The 14,675-nt window shown below is 42.8% G+C and carries 21 protein-coding genes and 1 pseudogene; 12 read left to right on the top strand and 10 right to left on the bottom strand.

Annotated features, from left to right (window positions below):
* Window positions 1-106: 106 nt before the first annotated feature.
* Window positions 107-619 (bottom strand): hypothetical protein, encoded by a 513-nt coding sequence (locus tag JSY36_RS17075; RefSeq protein WP_205167273.1) that lies wholly within the window; start codon window positions 617-619, stop codon window positions 107-109.
* A gap of 128 nt (window positions 620-747) precedes the next feature.
* Complete coding sequence (locus tag JSY36_RS20540) at window positions 748-996, bottom strand: FbpB family small basic protein (protein WP_336511516.1); 249 nt, start codon at window positions 994-996, stop codon at window positions 748-750.
* 548 nt (window positions 997-1,544) lie between these two features.
* Between JSY36_RS20540 and arsC the strand changes: the two genes are divergently transcribed.
* From arsC to JSY36_RS20740, 4 genes and pseudogenes are all read left to right on the top strand, one after another.
* The gene (gene arsC, locus JSY36_RS17065; protein ID WP_205167272.1) at window positions 1,545-1,964 is read left to right on the top strand and encodes an arsenate reductase (thioredoxin); all 420 of its coding nucleotides are present in this window, start codon (window positions 1,545-1,547) and stop codon (window positions 1,962-1,964) included.
* Between the two features lie 55 nt (window positions 1,965-2,019).
* The gene (gene arsD, locus JSY36_RS17060; protein WP_205167271.1) at window positions 2,020-2,376 is read left to right on the top strand and encodes an arsenite efflux transporter metallochaperone ArsD; all 357 of its coding nucleotides are present in this window, start codon (window positions 2,020-2,022) and stop codon (window positions 2,374-2,376) included.
* Between the two features lie 15 nt (window positions 2,377-2,391).
* Window positions 2,392-3,117: pseudogene (locus JSY36_RS17055) on the top strand (TRC40/GET3/ArsA family transport-energizing ATPase); the annotation flags it as partial.
* A 40-nt stretch (window positions 3,118-3,157) separates the two neighbouring features.
* A complete protein-coding gene (locus JSY36_RS20740) occupies window positions 3,158-3,289 on the top strand; it encodes a hypothetical protein (protein ID WP_272873319.1) in 132 nt (43 codons plus the stop codon).
* Between the two features lie 308 nt (window positions 3,290-3,597).
* On the opposite strand, the gene JSY36_RS17050 is transcribed toward JSY36_RS20740, so the two are convergent.
* Both JSY36_RS17050 and JSY36_RS17045 read right to left on the bottom strand, forming a co-directional pair.
* Window positions 3,598-4,464 (bottom strand): permease, encoded by an 867-nt coding sequence (locus tag JSY36_RS17050; RefSeq protein ID WP_205167269.1) that lies wholly within the window; start codon window positions 4,462-4,464, stop codon window positions 3,598-3,600.
* A gap of 88 nt (window positions 4,465-4,552) precedes the next feature.
* Window positions 4,553-4,876 (bottom strand): ArsR/SmtB family transcription factor, encoded by a 324-nt coding sequence (locus tag JSY36_RS17045; RefSeq protein WP_205167268.1) that lies wholly within the window; start codon window positions 4,874-4,876, stop codon window positions 4,553-4,555.
* A 198-nt stretch (window positions 4,877-5,074) separates the two neighbouring features.
* On the opposite strand from JSY36_RS17045, the gene JSY36_RS17040 reads away from it, so the two are divergent.
* The 3 genes from JSY36_RS17040 to JSY36_RS17030 all read left to right on the top strand — a co-directional run bounded on the left by JSY36_RS17040 (window position 5,075) and on the right by JSY36_RS17030 (window position 6,197).
* On the top strand, window positions 5,075-5,488 hold the full coding sequence (locus JSY36_RS17040; protein ID WP_205167267.1) for a DUF3139 domain-containing protein: 414 nt from the start codon (window positions 5,075-5,077) through the stop codon (window positions 5,486-5,488).
* A gap of 106 nt (window positions 5,489-5,594) precedes the next feature.
* Window positions 5,595-6,026 (top strand): hypothetical protein, encoded by a 432-nt coding sequence (locus JSY36_RS17035; protein ID WP_205167266.1) that lies wholly within the window; start codon window positions 5,595-5,597, stop codon window positions 6,024-6,026.
* Complete coding sequence (locus JSY36_RS17030; protein WP_183163659.1) at window positions 6,027-6,197, top strand: hypothetical protein; 171 nt, start codon at window positions 6,027-6,029, stop codon at window positions 6,195-6,197.
* Between the two features lie 123 nt (window positions 6,198-6,320).
* On the opposite strand, the gene JSY36_RS20735 is transcribed toward JSY36_RS17030, so the two are convergent.
* Window positions 6,321-7,313, bottom strand: coding sequence for a peptidoglycan-binding protein (locus JSY36_RS20735; protein ID WP_205167265.1), 993 nt, complete (start codon window positions 7,311-7,313; stop codon window positions 6,321-6,323).
* Window positions 7,314-7,682: 369 nt separating this feature from the next.
* On the opposite strand from JSY36_RS20735, the gene JSY36_RS20525 reads away from it, so the two are divergent.
* The gene (locus JSY36_RS20525; protein WP_236785055.1) at window positions 7,683-8,471 is read left to right on the top strand and encodes a class I SAM-dependent methyltransferase; all 789 of its coding nucleotides are present in this window, start codon (window positions 7,683-7,685) and stop codon (window positions 8,469-8,471) included.
* A gap of 26 nt (window positions 8,472-8,497) precedes the next feature.
* Here JSY36_RS20525 and JSY36_RS17015 read toward each other — a convergent pair whose 3' ends face one another.
* The 4 genes from JSY36_RS17015 to JSY36_RS17000 all read right to left on the bottom strand — a co-directional run bounded on the left by JSY36_RS17015 (window position 8,498) and on the right by JSY36_RS17000 (window position 11,645).
* Window positions 8,498-9,049, bottom strand: coding sequence for a GNAT family N-acetyltransferase (locus JSY36_RS17015; protein WP_205167264.1), 552 nt, complete (start codon window positions 9,047-9,049; stop codon window positions 8,498-8,500).
* 124 nt (window positions 9,050-9,173) lie between these two features.
* The gene (locus tag JSY36_RS17010; protein ID WP_205167263.1) at window positions 9,174-9,752 is read right to left on the bottom strand and encodes a VOC family protein; all 579 of its coding nucleotides are present in this window, start codon (window positions 9,750-9,752) and stop codon (window positions 9,174-9,176) included.
* Between the two features lie 131 nt (window positions 9,753-9,883).
* Window positions 9,884-10,510: a response regulator gene (locus tag JSY36_RS17005; RefSeq protein ID WP_236785089.1), complete on the bottom strand. Its 627-nt coding sequence runs from the start codon at window positions 10,508-10,510 to the stop codon at window positions 9,884-9,886.
* Between the two features lie 13 nt (window positions 10,511-10,523).
* A complete protein-coding gene (locus JSY36_RS17000; RefSeq protein WP_205167262.1) occupies window positions 10,524-11,645 on the bottom strand; it encodes a GAF domain-containing sensor histidine kinase in 1,122 nt (373 codons plus the stop codon).
* A 78-nt stretch (window positions 11,646-11,723) separates the two neighbouring features.
* Between JSY36_RS17000 and JSY36_RS16995 the strand changes: the two genes are divergently transcribed.
* Window positions 11,724-11,873: a hypothetical protein gene (locus JSY36_RS16995; protein WP_205167261.1), complete on the top strand. Its 150-nt coding sequence runs from the start codon at window positions 11,724-11,726 to the stop codon at window positions 11,871-11,873.
* Here JSY36_RS16995 and JSY36_RS16990 read toward each other — a convergent pair.
* Window positions 11,870-12,337 (bottom strand): prepilin-type N-terminal cleavage/methylation domain-containing protein, encoded by a 468-nt coding sequence (locus tag JSY36_RS16990; protein ID WP_205167260.1) that lies wholly within the window; start codon window positions 12,335-12,337, stop codon window positions 11,870-11,872. The genes JSY36_RS16995 and JSY36_RS16990 overlap by 4 nt on opposite strands.
* Before the next feature lie 59 nt (window positions 12,338-12,396).
* On the opposite strand from JSY36_RS16990, the gene JSY36_RS16985 reads away from it, so the two are divergent.
* The 3 genes from JSY36_RS16985 (at window position 12,397) to map (ending at window position 14,557) form a co-directional block, all read left to right on the top strand.
* Window positions 12,397-12,828: a type IV pilus modification PilV family protein gene (locus JSY36_RS16985; RefSeq protein WP_236785053.1), complete on the top strand. Its 432-nt coding sequence runs from the start codon at window positions 12,397-12,399 to the stop codon at window positions 12,826-12,828.
* Complete coding sequence (locus JSY36_RS16980; RefSeq protein WP_205167259.1) at window positions 12,828-13,688, top strand: hypothetical protein; 861 nt, start codon at window positions 12,828-12,830, stop codon at window positions 13,686-13,688. Before JSY36_RS16985 ends, JSY36_RS16980 begins: the two co-directional genes overlap by 1 nt.
* A gap of 113 nt (window positions 13,689-13,801) precedes the next feature.
* Window positions 13,802-14,557 carry a type I methionyl aminopeptidase gene (gene map / locus JSY36_RS16975; protein WP_205167258.1) on the top strand — a complete coding sequence of 252 codons (756 nt, stop codon included), beginning with the start codon at window positions 13,802-13,804 and terminating at the stop codon, window positions 14,555-14,557.
* The last annotated feature ends 118 nt before the right edge of the window (window positions 14,558-14,675 follow it).

Raw genomic sequence — 14,675 nt, 5'->3', positions numbered from 1 at the left:
ATTCAATGTAAAAAATTGAGTGAAATGAAACATTTAGAATTTATATGTCTCAGGTATGATGAATGAGGAAACTGGAACTCCTGTATTGAGGAGTGGGTGAATATAATCAGCCAAAAAACAGCTTGTAAATGCCAATGGTGATTAATACGAGGGAGGGAAGTACTTTTTTGTTTTTTGTAAGGTAAGGAAATCGCGCAGAGTTTCCTATAATGATTCCAGTTACAAACAAGGCGAAAAAGCTGCAGGCAACAAACACACTTGTAAGAGGGTGAACTTCCTGTACACCTGAGATAACTCCGTATCCAATATTGTCGATATTAACAATGATAAACAGGTTCCTGACAAGCCGGCCGAACATAAACCCTCCCGAGTGTGTGAGCTGAAAAAATCCGATTGCCAAAAAAACCAGCCCTGAAGCCTGGTTTAAAAAGCGGGTCGATCCTTCAAACCCGATTATGGAGCCGAACATGTACGTAAAAAAGAAGACAAAACCTACTCCTGCTGAAAGGAAGAGGAGCTGCCCAACCGGGAAGTATATTCGCTTATAACCGATAATTGCTCCCCATAAGAGCCCGTCAAACCCAATCAGGAGGCAAAACACAAGTGTTGTTAATACCATTATCCTCACACCTTTACTACATGTGTATTACCCGGGCAGGACGAGTAGGACTTAGGGATAAAAAAAGGGATGCCCTTTGTGCACTTGCACATCGGACATCCTCTACGTTCGGGGGGCACTTCATTAAATTAATTAGCGCGTTTATTTTTCCCTGGCTTACTGCTTGTTTTATTGGCAAGTTTGTCGTCAAGGCGCTCTTCAATTCTAGAGAGCTCCTTTTCGTTCGTCATCAGTTCTTCTTTATTTTTATTAATAAGAATACTCATTGATGTTTTAATCACAAGAATCATCCTTTCCAGTTGATTTAACCCTGCGTTCATGACATCGTTTAAAGCGCTAAAGCTTATACTTATAATATAGATGATAACAATTCTCACCGTCAAGAAGATTGCACCCACTTCCACAGTTTCACATAGAAAGCCGGAATTATGCTTACTTTATAAACAGGGTTGTTCTAAGATGCTGGCGGAGCAAGAAGCAGGTTATCCCCCCAGGCATTATGAAAATAGCCTTTTTAAACCTTTGGCTTTGTTAAAGATCTTGTTGATTTTTTATAAATAATGTTAATTGCAGCGAATAAGTGACACTCCTGCTGGAAAAGCAAGTTCCGGGGAGACCCCGCATTCGCAAAGCGTCGAGGAGGCTCCCGAACCGCCCGCGAGTGCAATGAGCGGAAATCAACACCTGGCTTTTCTTAGCCTATTTTAAAGGGAATGGACTTTTTCAGTGGCCTCTGCGGAGCACTAGGAGGCTCACCGGCGCCCCCGTGGAAAGCGAAATGAGCGTAAACCAACAACTGAATTTAACAGAGCCCAACCTTTAGTAAAAGCGGGTATAAAAATAATATATTAGAGGTTGATTATATAACTGGTTGATTATATAATGGTGTCGAAAGCTGAATCCAGTAAAAAAAGGAGTTCTATCTATGACGAAACCAATCATTTACTTCTTATGCACAGGAAACTCCTGCCGCAGCCAGATGGCTGAAGCGTGGGGAAAACATTATCTGGACGGTAAATACGACGTTTACTCTGCCGGAATTGAAGCTCACGGGGTTAACCCTAAAGCTGTAAAGGCAATGAACGAAGTGGACATTAATATTAGTGATCAGACTTCAGATACGATCGATAAGGACCTGCTTGACCGTGCGGATCTTGTTGTTACGCTATGCGGACATGCCAATGACGTTTGCCCGGCTACGCCTCCTAACAAGGATCGGGTGCACTGGGGCTTTGATGATCCGGCCAAAGCAGAAGGTACGGATGAAGAAAAATGGGCTGTATTCCAGCGCGTCCGTAACGAAATTGGCGAGCGGATAAAACGCTTTGCCGACACAGGTGAATAAACCAAAGAAGCCGGGACGTTCTCGGCTTTTTCTATAGGAAAGGATGTTGAATAACATGACAGTCATTCGGGTTTATGATCCGGCTATGTGCTGTGAAACCGGAGTTTGCGGGCCCGTAGTAGACCCGGAACTTACAAGAGTAGCTAATGCATTATTTCTCCTGGAGCAAAAAAGTATTGATGTGAAACGCTATAATCTTGGAAATGAACCTCAGGCGTTTGTCGATGAAACACTCATACAAAAGCTTTTGGAAGAAAAAGGGGTGGATGCTCTGCCGGCAGTCATTGTAAATGGAACTGTTGTAAAAACAGGAGAGTATCCAACTAACAAAGAACTAGCTGAATGGGCAGCGGTCCGGGAGGATGAACTTCAGCCTGAGAAGAAAGAAAAAGACGATTTGACTTTATTTTAGCCGGAGGTGTACAGCATGTTTACCAATTTTACTTTACCGGAGGTTTCCCGGACACCATTTATTTTTTTTACAGGGAAAGGTGGAGTCGGGAAGACATCGACTGCAAGTGCCACAGCTGTAGCCCTCGCTGATGAAGGTAAAAAAGTTCTTCTCGTCAGTACCGACCCGGCCTCAAACCTCGAGGATGTGTTTGGGATAGGTGTTAGCCTGAAACCTGTCAGGGTTCCGGAAGTAGAAGGTCTGTTCATGATTAACATCGACCCCGAGGCGGCTGCTTCCGACTATCGGGAGAGTGTGGTCGGTCCTTACAGAGACAAACTTCCTGAACCTGTTGTTACTCAAATGGAAGAGCAGCTGTCCGGAGCTTGTACTGTGGAAATTGCGGCTTTTAACGAATTCGCTTCATTACTTACAAAAAAAGAAGTAATTGACTCTTTCGACCACATTATCTTTGATACTGCACCCACAGGCCATACATTACGGCTTCTTCAGCTGCCTGCCGCATGGTCTGGTTTTTTGGAAGAAAGCACTCACGGAGCTTCCTGTCTTGGCCCATTATTAGGGCTTGGAGAAAAGAAAGCTTTATACGAAAGCACTGTTCAGGCGTTGTCGGACCGTGAAAAAACAATTCTCATTTTAGTTACCCGGCCTGATGAAAGTGCGATATGGGAAGCAGAGCGGACAGCTCGTGAACTGAATGACATCGGATTGTCCAATCAGCGCCTGCTGGTCAATGGTCTTTGGTGTCCGTCTGGAGGAAGCGCAGCCTGAAGATGAAACAATGGAAATAAACGGCGTTAACGTTGCGATTGATCCGACGATCAAGGGTCAGGCTGCAAACGTGACTCTGGATTTTGAAGAACGGGAAGGCTCAAGAAGTATTGTCCTGCACGGCCTGGATTACTGTTGTTGATCAAATGCTATTTTTGTTCTATAAACAACGAAGAAGCAAATGAAGCCTGACTATTATCCTTCGTTTATTCATTCTCTTCACTAAAATAAAAGGCGGCTCAGAAGGTGGAATTATCCCTTCTGAGCCGTCTTTTTTGATAGCCGGTGAAACCCCTGGCCCCGCAGCTCATCCTCTACTTCTTTTTCGCATTTTCTTTTACTTCAGTGATTTTAACGCTGCAGCAGGAAGGTTTTTTCTGATCTTTCTTCAACGAAAAAACGAATTTTTTAAACACCACAATCCCTCCTTTCCCGGATAATAGCAACGCCTTATACAAAATAGAAGATAAACCCTGATAGTGTGGACATGGTAAGAACCGATACTACGAAAGCGAAAATCAATTGTTTTTTAAAGATCGACTTAAGCAGAACGATTTCGGGGAGGCTTGCACCTGCAGAACTGATGAGCATAGCCATCACTGGCCCGGTTGCCATCCCGCTTGAGATCAGAACCTGGGATACAGGGACCATACTGGAAAGCCGGATGTAGAGGGGGATTCCAATAATTGCAGCTGCAGGTATGAGCCACCATGCATCTCCGCCGAGATGACTGGCAATGAAATGAGCGGGTACAAGACCGTGAATAACTGCACCGATAGCAGCGCCAATCAGCAGATACGGATAAACGGTTTTCATCATGTTCCACGTTTCTCTCAGTGCACCTTTTAATGAAAAATGACGTTCAGCCTCTGGGTCAAACCCCTCCAGAACGACTTGCTTTAAGGATGAGGCAAAGCCGAGTTTCTCTAACGTTAATCCCATTACGATGGAGAAAGTGACGGTTACAAATGTATAGATGAGTGTGACTTTCCATCCCATGATTACAGCCATTACAGTCAATATGGTTGGGTCGAGAATCGGTGATGCGAATAAGAACACCATTACGACGCCAAAGCGAACGTGGTTTTTCAAAAGGTTTACGATAACCGGGATGGTAGAGCAGGAGCAGAATGGTGTGATAAAAGCGAAAAGGACTGCCAGGAAGCTTGCTTTCACAGGGCTGGTACGCTTTAACCAGCGCTCCACTTTAGCGTAGGGGATGCGGGACTGGATAAAATAAAGGGCAAAAGAAACAGCGACAAACAAGACGGTAAGCTGTAGTGCGATGTGGATAAAACTTTGAATGGTTTCGATCATGGTAAGAACCTCTTTTCGTTTTTTTATCAAATATATTTGATGTATAAATCAAAAAAAAAATTGATATTAAGTCTAAGTCCTGCCGGTACTATTCGGCAGGACGGAAGAGGCAGCAAAGGTCTTCTGACAATAAAGCTGAAAGCTGTGAACCACTGCTGCTGTAGTAGTTCCAAGTGCCTCTTTTTTCTCGTGTAATTAACTCTGCGTCAAGAAGAAGCTTCAGGTGATAGGACAGTTTGGATTGAGGCATGTTCATGTCTTCCTGAAGGTCACACACACAAACTTCGCCTTTATTACAAAGCAAAAAAAGAATCTCCAGTCTTTTTTCATCGGCAAGTGCTTTAAATTGTTTTTCGTACGTTTTAAATGGCGTTGGGCCTGACAACTGGTCTTCAGATAATGTACGGCTCATGTGGAAAGGTCTCCTTTGATCAAAAATATTTGATGAATTAATCATAATGGAAAATAAATGAAGATGCAAGTGTTTCATCAAGAAAAATTGATGTATTCTTTTGTCTTTTTTTGTCTTTCACCTGTGGTACAATCATGATGATGGAAAATAGCACCAGTCACCTTGTCTTTGGAATGTAATTCTTCAGGAGGGACGTCTATGAACAGCAAACCGTCAGCGATGTTTACGATGATTCTTGTTGCTTTGTTTTTACTTATTCCCCCGCTGATTGTTTTCCTGCATAGTACAGGTAATCCTATTACAAATAACCAAATTGAACAGGACATACTTGCCTACCTGGAGGACCGGGGATACTCGGAGTCTGACATCACATCGTACAAACAGATCAGGAATGCAGACGACAGTCTGAATACTCATCGTACCCGGCTGAAGGTTGTTTTTGAGGATGAGCCGGACCATGGGTACGTTTACGTGAAGATGGAGAGCGGTGATGTACAGCAATTATGTACGGTTCGCCGGTTAAATTCGGGCAATGTAAGTGGGAATGAATCAGATCCCATGCATCTTGACGACCATTGCTACAACCCTGAAAGAGGGGAAGCATCAGGTTAGAAACGCTTTTACTTAATTGAGATAAGCTTCTTGATATATAAGAACGGGGAAGCTCTTTTCCAGCTGTTTAGATAAAGAGATGATAATAGAATAGGAGAAATGGGAAATGGAGTATGGTTTTGTTGCAGCTTGTTTCGTTTTTATAGTTGGTTTTTTAGCATTGTACAGTAAAGTGATGGGCCCGGTGTCACGCGAAGAAGCAGGAAGAGAGGAGTTTCGGAAGCTGCAGACTGCTTTTTTCATTCGTTTTGCCATTATGGAAACGCCGGTTATTGCAATTATTGTTCTCGTTTTTATATTATTGGAGGGTCAGGTGGGGATTGACTTTATCATGCCTGCAGCTATTATAATGGTGGTGACTCTCGTTGGCATTGTTTTTACGTTTATCATGGCAAGGGGCGCATGGGAAAGCAGGGGTGGAGAAAAGTTCCGGTTTTCACTTCATACGTTCTTCTTTATCGGTGTGGCACTGATTACTGCCATCCCCATTGTATGTGTGGTTCTCCTATATGTACTAAGAGAGCAGGGAGTGTCGTAATTGCGTGGAAAGAATAGTTTCTCTCCTTTGTATGTTATAGGAGGAGCGTGTTTTTTAGCAGCCATGGCAGCGGCTCATATTTATGATTCTGATTTATTCAGGGCTGTTGGCAGAGCGGGACTGCTGGGGTTGCTTATCGTTCTTTTCTTTCAGACGAAAAGAGGGAAATGAATGTTTCAATTTAAATATTTCAGGCTATATGAAGTAATACAAAAGCAGACGACTCATAGTGAGCCGTCTGCTTTAATCATTCTATAAAATCAGAGAGATTTACAAGAATGGAAGGATTATTGATTAATTGGATTCAAGAATTTGAACTTCTACTGTCTGACGGCCGAACTCTAGAGCTTCCTCTTTTGTAGCCATGTGAAGATCGATACGGTTACCTTTGATTGCACCGCCGATGTCGCCGGCAATTGCTTCTCCGTAACCCTCAACATATACTTTAGAACCTAGAGGAATGACGTCCGGGTCAACGGCAACAACTTTTTTGTCTGGGTTAGCACGAAGATCCTGCCCAGTGTAAGTGATGCCTGTGCAACCGTCACAATATGCAGTGTAAGCAGTTGCTTCCATTTCAATTACAGATTGTACTTCAGAAGAAGACTCTTCTTCTGAGCCAGAAGTTGTTTCTTCAGTCGCTTCCTCTTGAGCTGGCTCTTCAGATGAAGATTCTTCCTGAGCTGGTTCTTCAGACTCAGTGGACTCTTCTGCCGGAGCTTCTTCGGAAGTTGTTTCTTCTTCTTTTGCCGTTTCATTAGAACCTGTCAGTGCGGCATGCAGCGTTCCGTAGGTTTGTGGGCCTGCTAAACCGTCAACAAGAATGTCTTTAGCAGATTGAAAGTCTTTTACTGCATCGTGAGTGCCACGATCAAATTCTCCATCTGCATCTGCCTCAAAATATCCAAGTTCCTGCAGGCTTTCCTGAAGGGCTGCAACAGCTTGTCCTTCATCACCTTCACCCAGGATCGATAATGCACCGACTGTTTGTACCCCAGCCAGTCCGTCTACTAAAATGTCAGAGTCCGTCTGGAACTCTACTACTGCTTCTTTTGTTTGTGGATCAAATACTCCGTCTATGGCATCCTGATCTAAGTATCCGCGCTCATGAAGAAGTTCCTGAAGTTCTTCAACCTGGGAGTTCTCCTTACCTTCAAGAAGAAGTCTGTCCCCTAAGTTTGTTTCACTTCCCGCTTCACTGATCGCCGGTGATACAAAGAAAAGTGCACCTGCTGCGATTATGGGTAAGCCAAGTGTTTTTAGTTTTGATAAACCAAAGCTTTTCATATGTCAGCCTCCTTAAAGTTTAAGTGATCTTCGCTAACGAGTTCAATACTACCAATCAGGCCGATACAAAAGCAATGGAAAAAGGGTTACTTAAAGGAATTGAAATATAGTTGTAATTGCTGCAATCTGTTTTAACACATTCGCCATGAATGTAACTGTATTTGTGACAAATACCGCTAAATTACGTACTTTATTTGACGCAAATTCCAATAAAAGGAACATTGTGTGGGTGATTGTGGGAGAGTGCAGATATTATATCTTTAAAGTAATATATTAGTTTACCATATAAACAAAATAAAATATTGTCTCTTTTATTCAGCGAAATCCGATATAATAGAATAGAGTCTTAATTGGAGGAGTGAATGCAGCTTGGTTCTATATAATCGAATCGGGTCAACTTATGATGTCTCGAGAAAAGCTGATGCTGAAATTGTCAACCGTCTTCTTTACTTGTTGCAGATGAATTCAAAAGAACAGGCGAGTATACTTGATATTGCTTGTGGTACAGGAAATTATACGATTTCTATTAAAGACAAAGGATACTCCGTCAGCGGCCTGGATATCTCTGAAACAATGCTGGATCAGGCCAAAAGAAAAAGTGCTGACATAGAATGGATTCATGATGACATTAGAAGCTGTAATTTACCGGAGAGTCGCTTTGATGGGGCTACATGTGTTCTCAGTGTACATCACTTTGAGAACCTCGTTGAAAGCTTTTCCAACGTATATAAGACATTAAAACCGGGTGCGAGGTTTGTTATTTTCACCTCAGGGTCTGAGCAGATGCAGCGATACTGGCTGAATGCTTATTTTCCTGAGATGATGAAAGCATCCATGGCAAAAATGCCGTTGATCAGAGAAGTGGCGAAAGCGTTGAAGAAGGCCGGATTTACTTTTCAGGGGTCCGAGTCATTTCTCGTGCAGCCTTCGTTGGAGGATGCCTTCCTGTATGTAGGGAAAGAAAACCCGGAGATGTATCTTGATCCTGATGTGCGAAAAGGGATCAGTTCTTTTTCAAGCCTCATTACAGATGAGGAACTTGAGAAGGGGCTTGATTTATTAAAAAAAGATATTGAAGAAGGGACCTTTGCCGAAAGAACAGCTTCATTCGACAGCCGCAAAGGTGATTACTTGTTTATGGTGGCAAAAAAATCATAATAAAAAACGATGGTCCAGCGCTTTTTCTAAGCAGGATCATCGTTTTCTATTTTTTGTACATAATCTTTTTTTAACATGGCCATTTCATACATATCCCAGTATTCATCCCCAACACGTCTGAAGTCACGGAAGTATCCTTCCTCCGTAAAGCCCGTCTCCCGATACAGTTGGTAAGCCGGGGTATTAAATGAGAAAACGCCTAAAGCAAGACGATTCAGGTCGAGGTATTCAAAGGCGAATTCCAAGGCTTTTCTGATGGCTGGCTTTGCAAATCCTTTTCCGCGGTAATCTGGAGAAATAAGAACTTTACCAAGCCTGGCACAGCTGTGGTAGCTGTCAATTTTCCGTAAAGCCAGGTGACCTGCCGCCTCATTTGTCTCATCCACAACCACTTTAAAGATAAAAGCGTCACTGCCGGATTTGTTAGCTCCTTCCGAATAGTTATTGAGCTGTTCTATTGTGAGGGGATAGGTAAAGGTAGGGCCGCTCCACTTCATAAAAAAAGCAGGGTCAGTGTCGTTCACCCATGAAATGAGATCGTCAAAATCCTCTTCCGTAAAGTAGTCCAGTCTGATCACAATTTGCTGCTCCTTTGTCATCGGTTTCTGATCATAGTTTATCATAAAACGAATGAGCAAGGTTCAATCTTTAAATAATGAAGGGAGTCTCATAAGGCGTACAGCCACCTTATGAGACTCCCTTTTAGAAACGGTTGATCCGCTGGGAAAGAAGGCGGTTGTAATTTTCATTTACAACGGCTTTTTGTCTGGGGATATAAGGTTTATAATGCTGCGTTTCGAGTGTCGGTTCCGCTTGAACAGGACTGCTCGTGTGTTTTCCATGTTTCTTTTCCCAATCACTGAAGTAGATGACTTTAGGATCATGATCAGGTGGTTCAGGCAGGTTGGCTGCGAACTCAAGCAGGTTTCCGTCCGGGTCTTCAAAGTAAACAGAAGCCATCGGTACCCACGTATGAACGAGTGGCTCTGTGGGATCGAGTCCGAATGCTTGTTTTGCAACAATTTCACGGTCTTTCAGCCAGCTGATCGCTGCTTTCATATCTTCAACAGGGATTTGAAAGGCGAAGTGGCTTTTTTTCCATTCCACCTCGGGTTTTTCCCAAATGCCAAACACCTGGCCGGAGCCTCCGGGAGTGTAAAAAATGACGCCCCGTTCTTCCATTACTAAAGATGGCGTCAGGCCTAGCTGTTCTTCATAAAACGCTCTTGCTTCTTTCAGATTCCTTACATCTGCATGGGTTTCATATATGCCGTTAATCATTAGGATCTGCCTCCTTAAGGATTTTCTTATAATTTCATTATAGGAAGGAGGCAGGTTAAAAAAATCGGGTCCGGGATTGATCTTTTTCCGGTAAAGAGAATGATTTTTTCTAAGACCTGAGTCGTATTGAGCTACAGAAGTTTATGGCGGATGGCGAGAAGAGCGGCCTTTGTTCTGTCTTCAACAGCTAATTTTGCAAAAAGGTTTGTTATGTGTGTTTTAACTGTTTTTTCAGTAATAAATAAAGTGGCGGCAATCTCGCGGTTGTTTTTCCCTCTGGCGATTTCAATGAGCACTTCACGTTCCCGTCTTGTGAGCGATTGAACTGCTATTACCTCGTCTGACTTTTCGTGGTGGACGTGCTGAAAAAGGTGACCTGCCACTTTTGGATCAATATTTTTAGATCCTTTTACTACTCTTTGGATCGCTTTAAGGAGCTCTTCAGGGTCCGTGTCTTTTAAACAGTAGCCATCGGCACCGGCTTGAACGGCGGAAATGACATGGTCCTCGTCCTCAAAGCTGGTAAGGACAAGAACCTTAACAGAGGGATATTGTTTTTTTACAAAGCTGGTTACTTCAACGCCCCCTATACCGGGCATGGAAAGATCAAGGAGGATCAGGTCGGGCTTTGTCCCCTCTGAAAGAATCTTCATTGCTTCCTCTCCTGTGCCGGCTTCTGCTGTTATCTCCACGCTTGCTTCCTGTTTAAAAAAGTAGCAGAGCCCTTTACGGACTACAAGGTGATCATCTACAATCATCACTTTAATTTTGTCAGTCACCCGGTTCACCTCTCTTCAATACCGTAATTGTAATCGTTGTTCCCTGCTCAGCTTCGCTTTCTATACAAAAGGACCCGCCGAGAAGAGAAGCGCGCTCTTTCATGCTGATCAGTCCCATCCCGTCAGATGTAAGAGTATCGGGTTTAAAGCCCTTTCCGCTGTCCGAGACTTTCATTTCATAGTAGAGGCTGTCTTCTTTCAGGGATATTGTACATGTATTTGATCCTGAATGTTTCGAGATGTTGTTTAATGCTTCCTGCCCTATCTTCCACAGCCCCACTTCGATTTGTGAAGGAATGGAAGTGAACTGTCCGGTGGTGATAAGTGTAAGGCCGAGCTTTTTTGAATACGTACCAAGCCGGTTTGCAAGCCCTTCTTCAACTCGGTCTGACCTGAGTTGCCAAATCAGAGCTTTCATTTGAGCAAGGGCATCTTTTGACATCGAATGGATGTCTTTAAGAGCAGCATTGACAAGGGGGTCTTTTGTCTGGCGCTTTACTCCGGTAGCTGTATACATGATGGAAAAAAGCTGTTGATTAACTGAATCATGGAGATCTCTGGCAAGTCTGTTGCGCTCTTCAAAAACTTTCATTGTTTTTTCTTTTTCAGAAAGGCGGATCCGTTCATATGCCGAGCCGATCTGATAAGCGATGGATTCAAGGATATGCAATTCATCCTGAGTAAAAGAATTTTTGACAGGGGCGGCAACGTTTAAAATACCGAAAAGTTCTTCACCGGATTTCAACGGGACACTAGCATGGTGGGTAATATCATCAATTTTTCCTCTGTCTGAGCGAATGGCGTCTTCGATCCGTTTGCATTCAATGATATTTGCTGCCTCTTTCAGGCGCCCGTCTATATATTGATTAATGCAGTAGCATCTTCCTTCACAAAGATATCGTTTATTTTCGTATGCCAGTGCTTCAGGTAAACGAGAAGAAGCGGCAAGAGTGTAGTGTTGCTTCTCGTCGAGGAGGAAGATCCAACCAGTCTGCAGGCCGGTTAAGTGGAGTAATTTATCAAGGACCTGCTGAAGCATTGAGGTCAGATCAGTTTCTTTATTCAAAAGTTCAGCTATGTTTTTTATAAGGTAAAGTTCCTGGTCACGGTTCATATAGCATTCTCCTTTGAGCTGGTGACGGATATGAATTCAGTGTAGCAGAGAAGTGTGAAAAGTTGGGAGGAAAAATGAATGGATTTGAAAAGTGAGGGAGGTGAAAAGCAGTGGAGTCAAACGATCACAGTATTTTGGCAATGTCTCCGCACGCTGCTCCTCCGGCAGAAGAAAACCACCCCTGCCGGTCTCTTTAAAGCGGGCAACGACTCCGCTCAACCTCTTTAGTCTGTTGTATAGTTAAATGGTTGATTAGACGGGGTGAGGGTAGTCAGGAGATCATAGGAAGAGCTCTTGTTTACAATAGTAAATGAAAGGGGGAGAGCTTCTGCTCTTAGAATACCCTCCTCGCAATGGGGGCCTGAAACGAGATCCTTGTCAGAGTAGATTTTAAATGAATCAAAAGGGATGCTTGAAATTCGAGTGTGATTATGAAATAAATATCCGTCTTCAATACATAGTGTATACGAATCTCCCATTTCTTCTGTCTGGTGGATACTTCGTAATTCCGACACGACCAGGTTTGCTTCCTGTGTCAGTGAAATGTCCGCCCCGGTCCGTACGTGGAACAAATTAGCCTGGATTAGAAATGTAATTGCAATGGCACCAATGACACCGAACAAGGCCAAAGCAGCGAGTAATTCGATTAAGGTGACGCCTTTTTGGTTCGAATTTCTTATTTTTTTCATCATATCACCTTACAATTTGTGAGTTTTATACTATTATTTATTATATAGGAATTCATAGGGAAATGGTGAAAAAAATGGCTCAAACAAAGAAATGGTACACGACTGAACAGGGATTTACTCTTATAGAACTTCTGGTTTCAATATCTATTTTGTCCATCGTTGCAGTGGCTTTCTTTTCTTTTTTCACTCAGGCTTCCCTGTTTAACCAAAAAGCGGATACTCAGGTCGCAGCAGTGAATGTTGCAGAACGGGTACTGAATGATATAAAAAGCAGCGGTCCAGCACTTGGTTGTGATGAAAGTCAGTTAGGATATGAAAATGACGGAAAGGGGTTCTATATAGTTAACGGTAAGGAAAAATATTATGTAAGTGTTACTTGTGACGATACTTATGACGTAAATGGATTAATGCTAGTTGAAACTGTCCTTTACGATGATGAGGATAGAGAGTTAGTAACCATGTATGATTATTTCATTGACTGGGAGGAAGAGTGATGATCAGAAATGAGAGAGGTGCCGCTCTTATTATTGTGTTACTGACTATTGTTGTAATTGGATTAATGTCTGTGGCGTTGGTGAATCAGGTTGCGGGAAGCCACCTTCAAGGACAACGGGCTGAAGAGAAAGTAATTAGTAAACATAATTCCGGGCTCGGTAAAGTCCATTTCCGCCAGCTGGTTATAGATGAAGTAGGTAGGTTACCCGGAAACATTGCGGATGCAAAAAAGATTCTGAAGAATACTTTGGAAAATGAAAGGTTTATATTTTTGATCGGACATAATGGAAAAGAACATAATGTGGAAATAGATGGTGTAAAAGTGAATGTTGGTTCTGATAATGAATCTATTGAGATATCCTATTTAAGTTACGGTTATTATGATGATGTTTTGAATATAGAGCATGAGATGCTTACCCTTAATTTAACAACAAAAGAAGTGGAGGTTCCTGGCTGGAACTTGGAGGGTTACGATAAAAAGGAAAACCGGGTTTTTAACAGGGGACGAAACAGACAGAATTATGGGGCCCCTAATCCAACCTTAACAGGTAATTTTCATTTTTATAACGCAGAATTCAGAGGAAACAGTCATGTGACTGTAGGTGGAAACTTATACATTTCAGGTGATTATGTTATGGTTCCGCCCGCTAAATTAACTGTAACAGGTGACTTAATTATTGGTAGAGGAACGAACATAAATTTAATAAACAATGATGATGTTTGCGTCTTAGGAGTCATTCATATAGAAGGTTTGAACGATATCAGAGGTGAAAATGGTTCTTGCACGATGCTGGAAAACGGATATTATAACAATGGAAATTCTCGAATGGAAGAAACAACATGGTCAATAAGAAACTAATCACATTTGCTCCAACCTCCTTACAATTGGTATGATAAAACCGGTCACCTTTTTGAGGGTGATAACATTATTTAAAGGTAGGCATTTAGATTAGTGTGGAAGGGGTTCGTCCAGTGATTACAATAAAGTCGGAGCGTGAAATAAAATTAATGCATGAGGCGGGAAAACTTTTGGCCCGCTGCCATAAAGAAATAGCAAAGATGATCAAGCCAGGCGTAACAACGATGGAAATTGATACGTTTGTTGAAAAATACTTAGCAAAGCACGGTGCCACGCCTGAACAGAAAGGGTTTCACGATTACCCTTATGCAACGTGTGCGTCGATTAACGATGAAATCTGCCACGGGTTTCCCAGAAAAGAGCCGTTGAAAAACGGAGATATCGTTACCATTGACTGCGTTGTCAATCTGAATGGGGGACTGGCTGATTCGGCATGGACATATACAGTGGGAAACGTGTCTGATGAAGCAGAGGAATTGTGTAAAGTAACGAAACAGTCTCTTTACCGCGCTATTCGTCAGGCAAAACCGGGAAAACGTCTCGGTGATATCGGGCATGCGATCCAATCCTATGTGGAAGCGAAAGGCTACTCTGTTGTCAGGGATTTTGCAGGGCACGGTCTCGGACCTACCATTCATGAGGAGCCGAACATCCCTCACTTCGGTGTCCAGGGAAGAGGTCTTCGTTTAAAAGAAGGAATGGTCATCACAATCGAACCGATGATCAATCTCGGTGCCTGGGGTTCACAGATGGATTCCAACGGCTGGACGGCAAGAACGGTAGACGGATCCCTGTCTGCCCAATATGAGCATACCCTTGTGATTACAAAAGAAGGTCCGGTTATTTTAACCGAACAGGATGATATATAGAATCAGGCACTCCTCTCTAAAAGAGGGGTGTTTTTTTATGGCTGTGTTTAAGATCATTGTTAATTTAATGCATCAGATGCACCACACTCCTGTTTGAAGAGGTTCACTGGCGACCCCG

Source organism: Alteribacter salitolerans (genome assembly GCF_016901055.1).
Lineage (GTDB): Bacteria > Bacillota > Bacilli > Bacillales > Salisediminibacteriaceae > Alteribacter > Alteribacter keqinensis.
Note: the sequence above shows the minus strand (reverse complement) of the source record. Positions and strands in the feature narration are given on the sequence as shown.

Bases quoted from the DNA above. Each gene is read 5' to 3' on its own strand.
- JSY36_RS16980 (WP_205167259.1), top strand. From the start codon at position 12,828: ATGATCAGAAATGAGAGAGGTGCCGCTCTTATTATTGTGTTACTGACT.
- arsD (WP_205167271.1), top strand. From the start codon at position 2,020: ATGACAGTCATTCGGGTTTATGATCCGGCTATGTGCTGTGAAACCGGA.
- JSY36_RS17035 (WP_205167266.1), top strand. From the start codon at position 5,595: ATGGAGTATGGTTTTGTTGCAGCTTGTTTCGTTTTTATAGTTGGTTTT.
- JSY36_RS17005 (WP_236785089.1), bottom strand. From the start codon at position 10,510: ATGATTGTAGATGATCACCTTGTAGTCCGTAAAGGGCTCTGCTACTTT.
- JSY36_RS17075 (WP_205167273.1), bottom strand. From the start codon at position 619: ATGGTATTAACAACACTTGTGTTTTGCCTCCTGATTGGGTTTGACGGG.
- JSY36_RS17000 (WP_205167262.1), bottom strand. From the start codon at position 11,645: ATGAACCGTGACCAGGAACTTTACCTTATAAAAAACATAGCTGAACTT.
- arsC (WP_205167272.1), top strand. From the start codon at position 1,545: ATGACGAAACCAATCATTTACTTCTTATGCACAGGAAACTCCTGCCGC.
- JSY36_RS17010 (WP_205167263.1), bottom strand. From the start codon at position 9,752: ATGATTAACGGCATATATGAAACCCATGCAGATGTAAGGAATCTGAAA.
- JSY36_RS16990 (WP_205167260.1), bottom strand. From the start codon at position 12,337: ATGATGAAAAAAATAAGAAATTCGAACCAAAAAGGCGTCACCTTAATC.
- JSY36_RS16995 (WP_205167261.1), top strand. From the start codon at position 11,724: ATGGATTTGAAAAGTGAGGGAGGTGAAAAGCAGTGGAGTCAAACGATC.
- JSY36_RS17050 (WP_205167269.1), bottom strand. From the start codon at position 4,464: ATGATCGAAACCATTCAAAGTTTTATCCACATCGCACTACAGCTTACC.
- JSY36_RS20740 (WP_272873319.1), top strand. From the start codon at position 3,158: ATGGAAATAAACGGCGTTAACGTTGCGATTGATCCGACGATCAAGGGT.
- JSY36_RS17045 (WP_205167268.1), bottom strand. From the start codon at position 4,876: ATGAGCCGTACATTATCTGAAGACCAGTTGTCAGGCCCAACGCCATTT.
- JSY36_RS20735 (WP_205167265.1), bottom strand. From the start codon at position 7,313: ATGAAAAGCTTTGGTTTATCAAAACTAAAAACACTTGGCTTACCCATA.
- JSY36_RS16985 (WP_236785053.1), top strand. From the start codon at position 12,397: ATGGTGAAAAAAATGGCTCAAACAAAGAAATGGTACACGACTGAACAG.
- JSY36_RS17040 (WP_205167267.1), top strand. From the start codon at position 5,075: ATGAACAGCAAACCGTCAGCGATGTTTACGATGATTCTTGTTGCTTTG.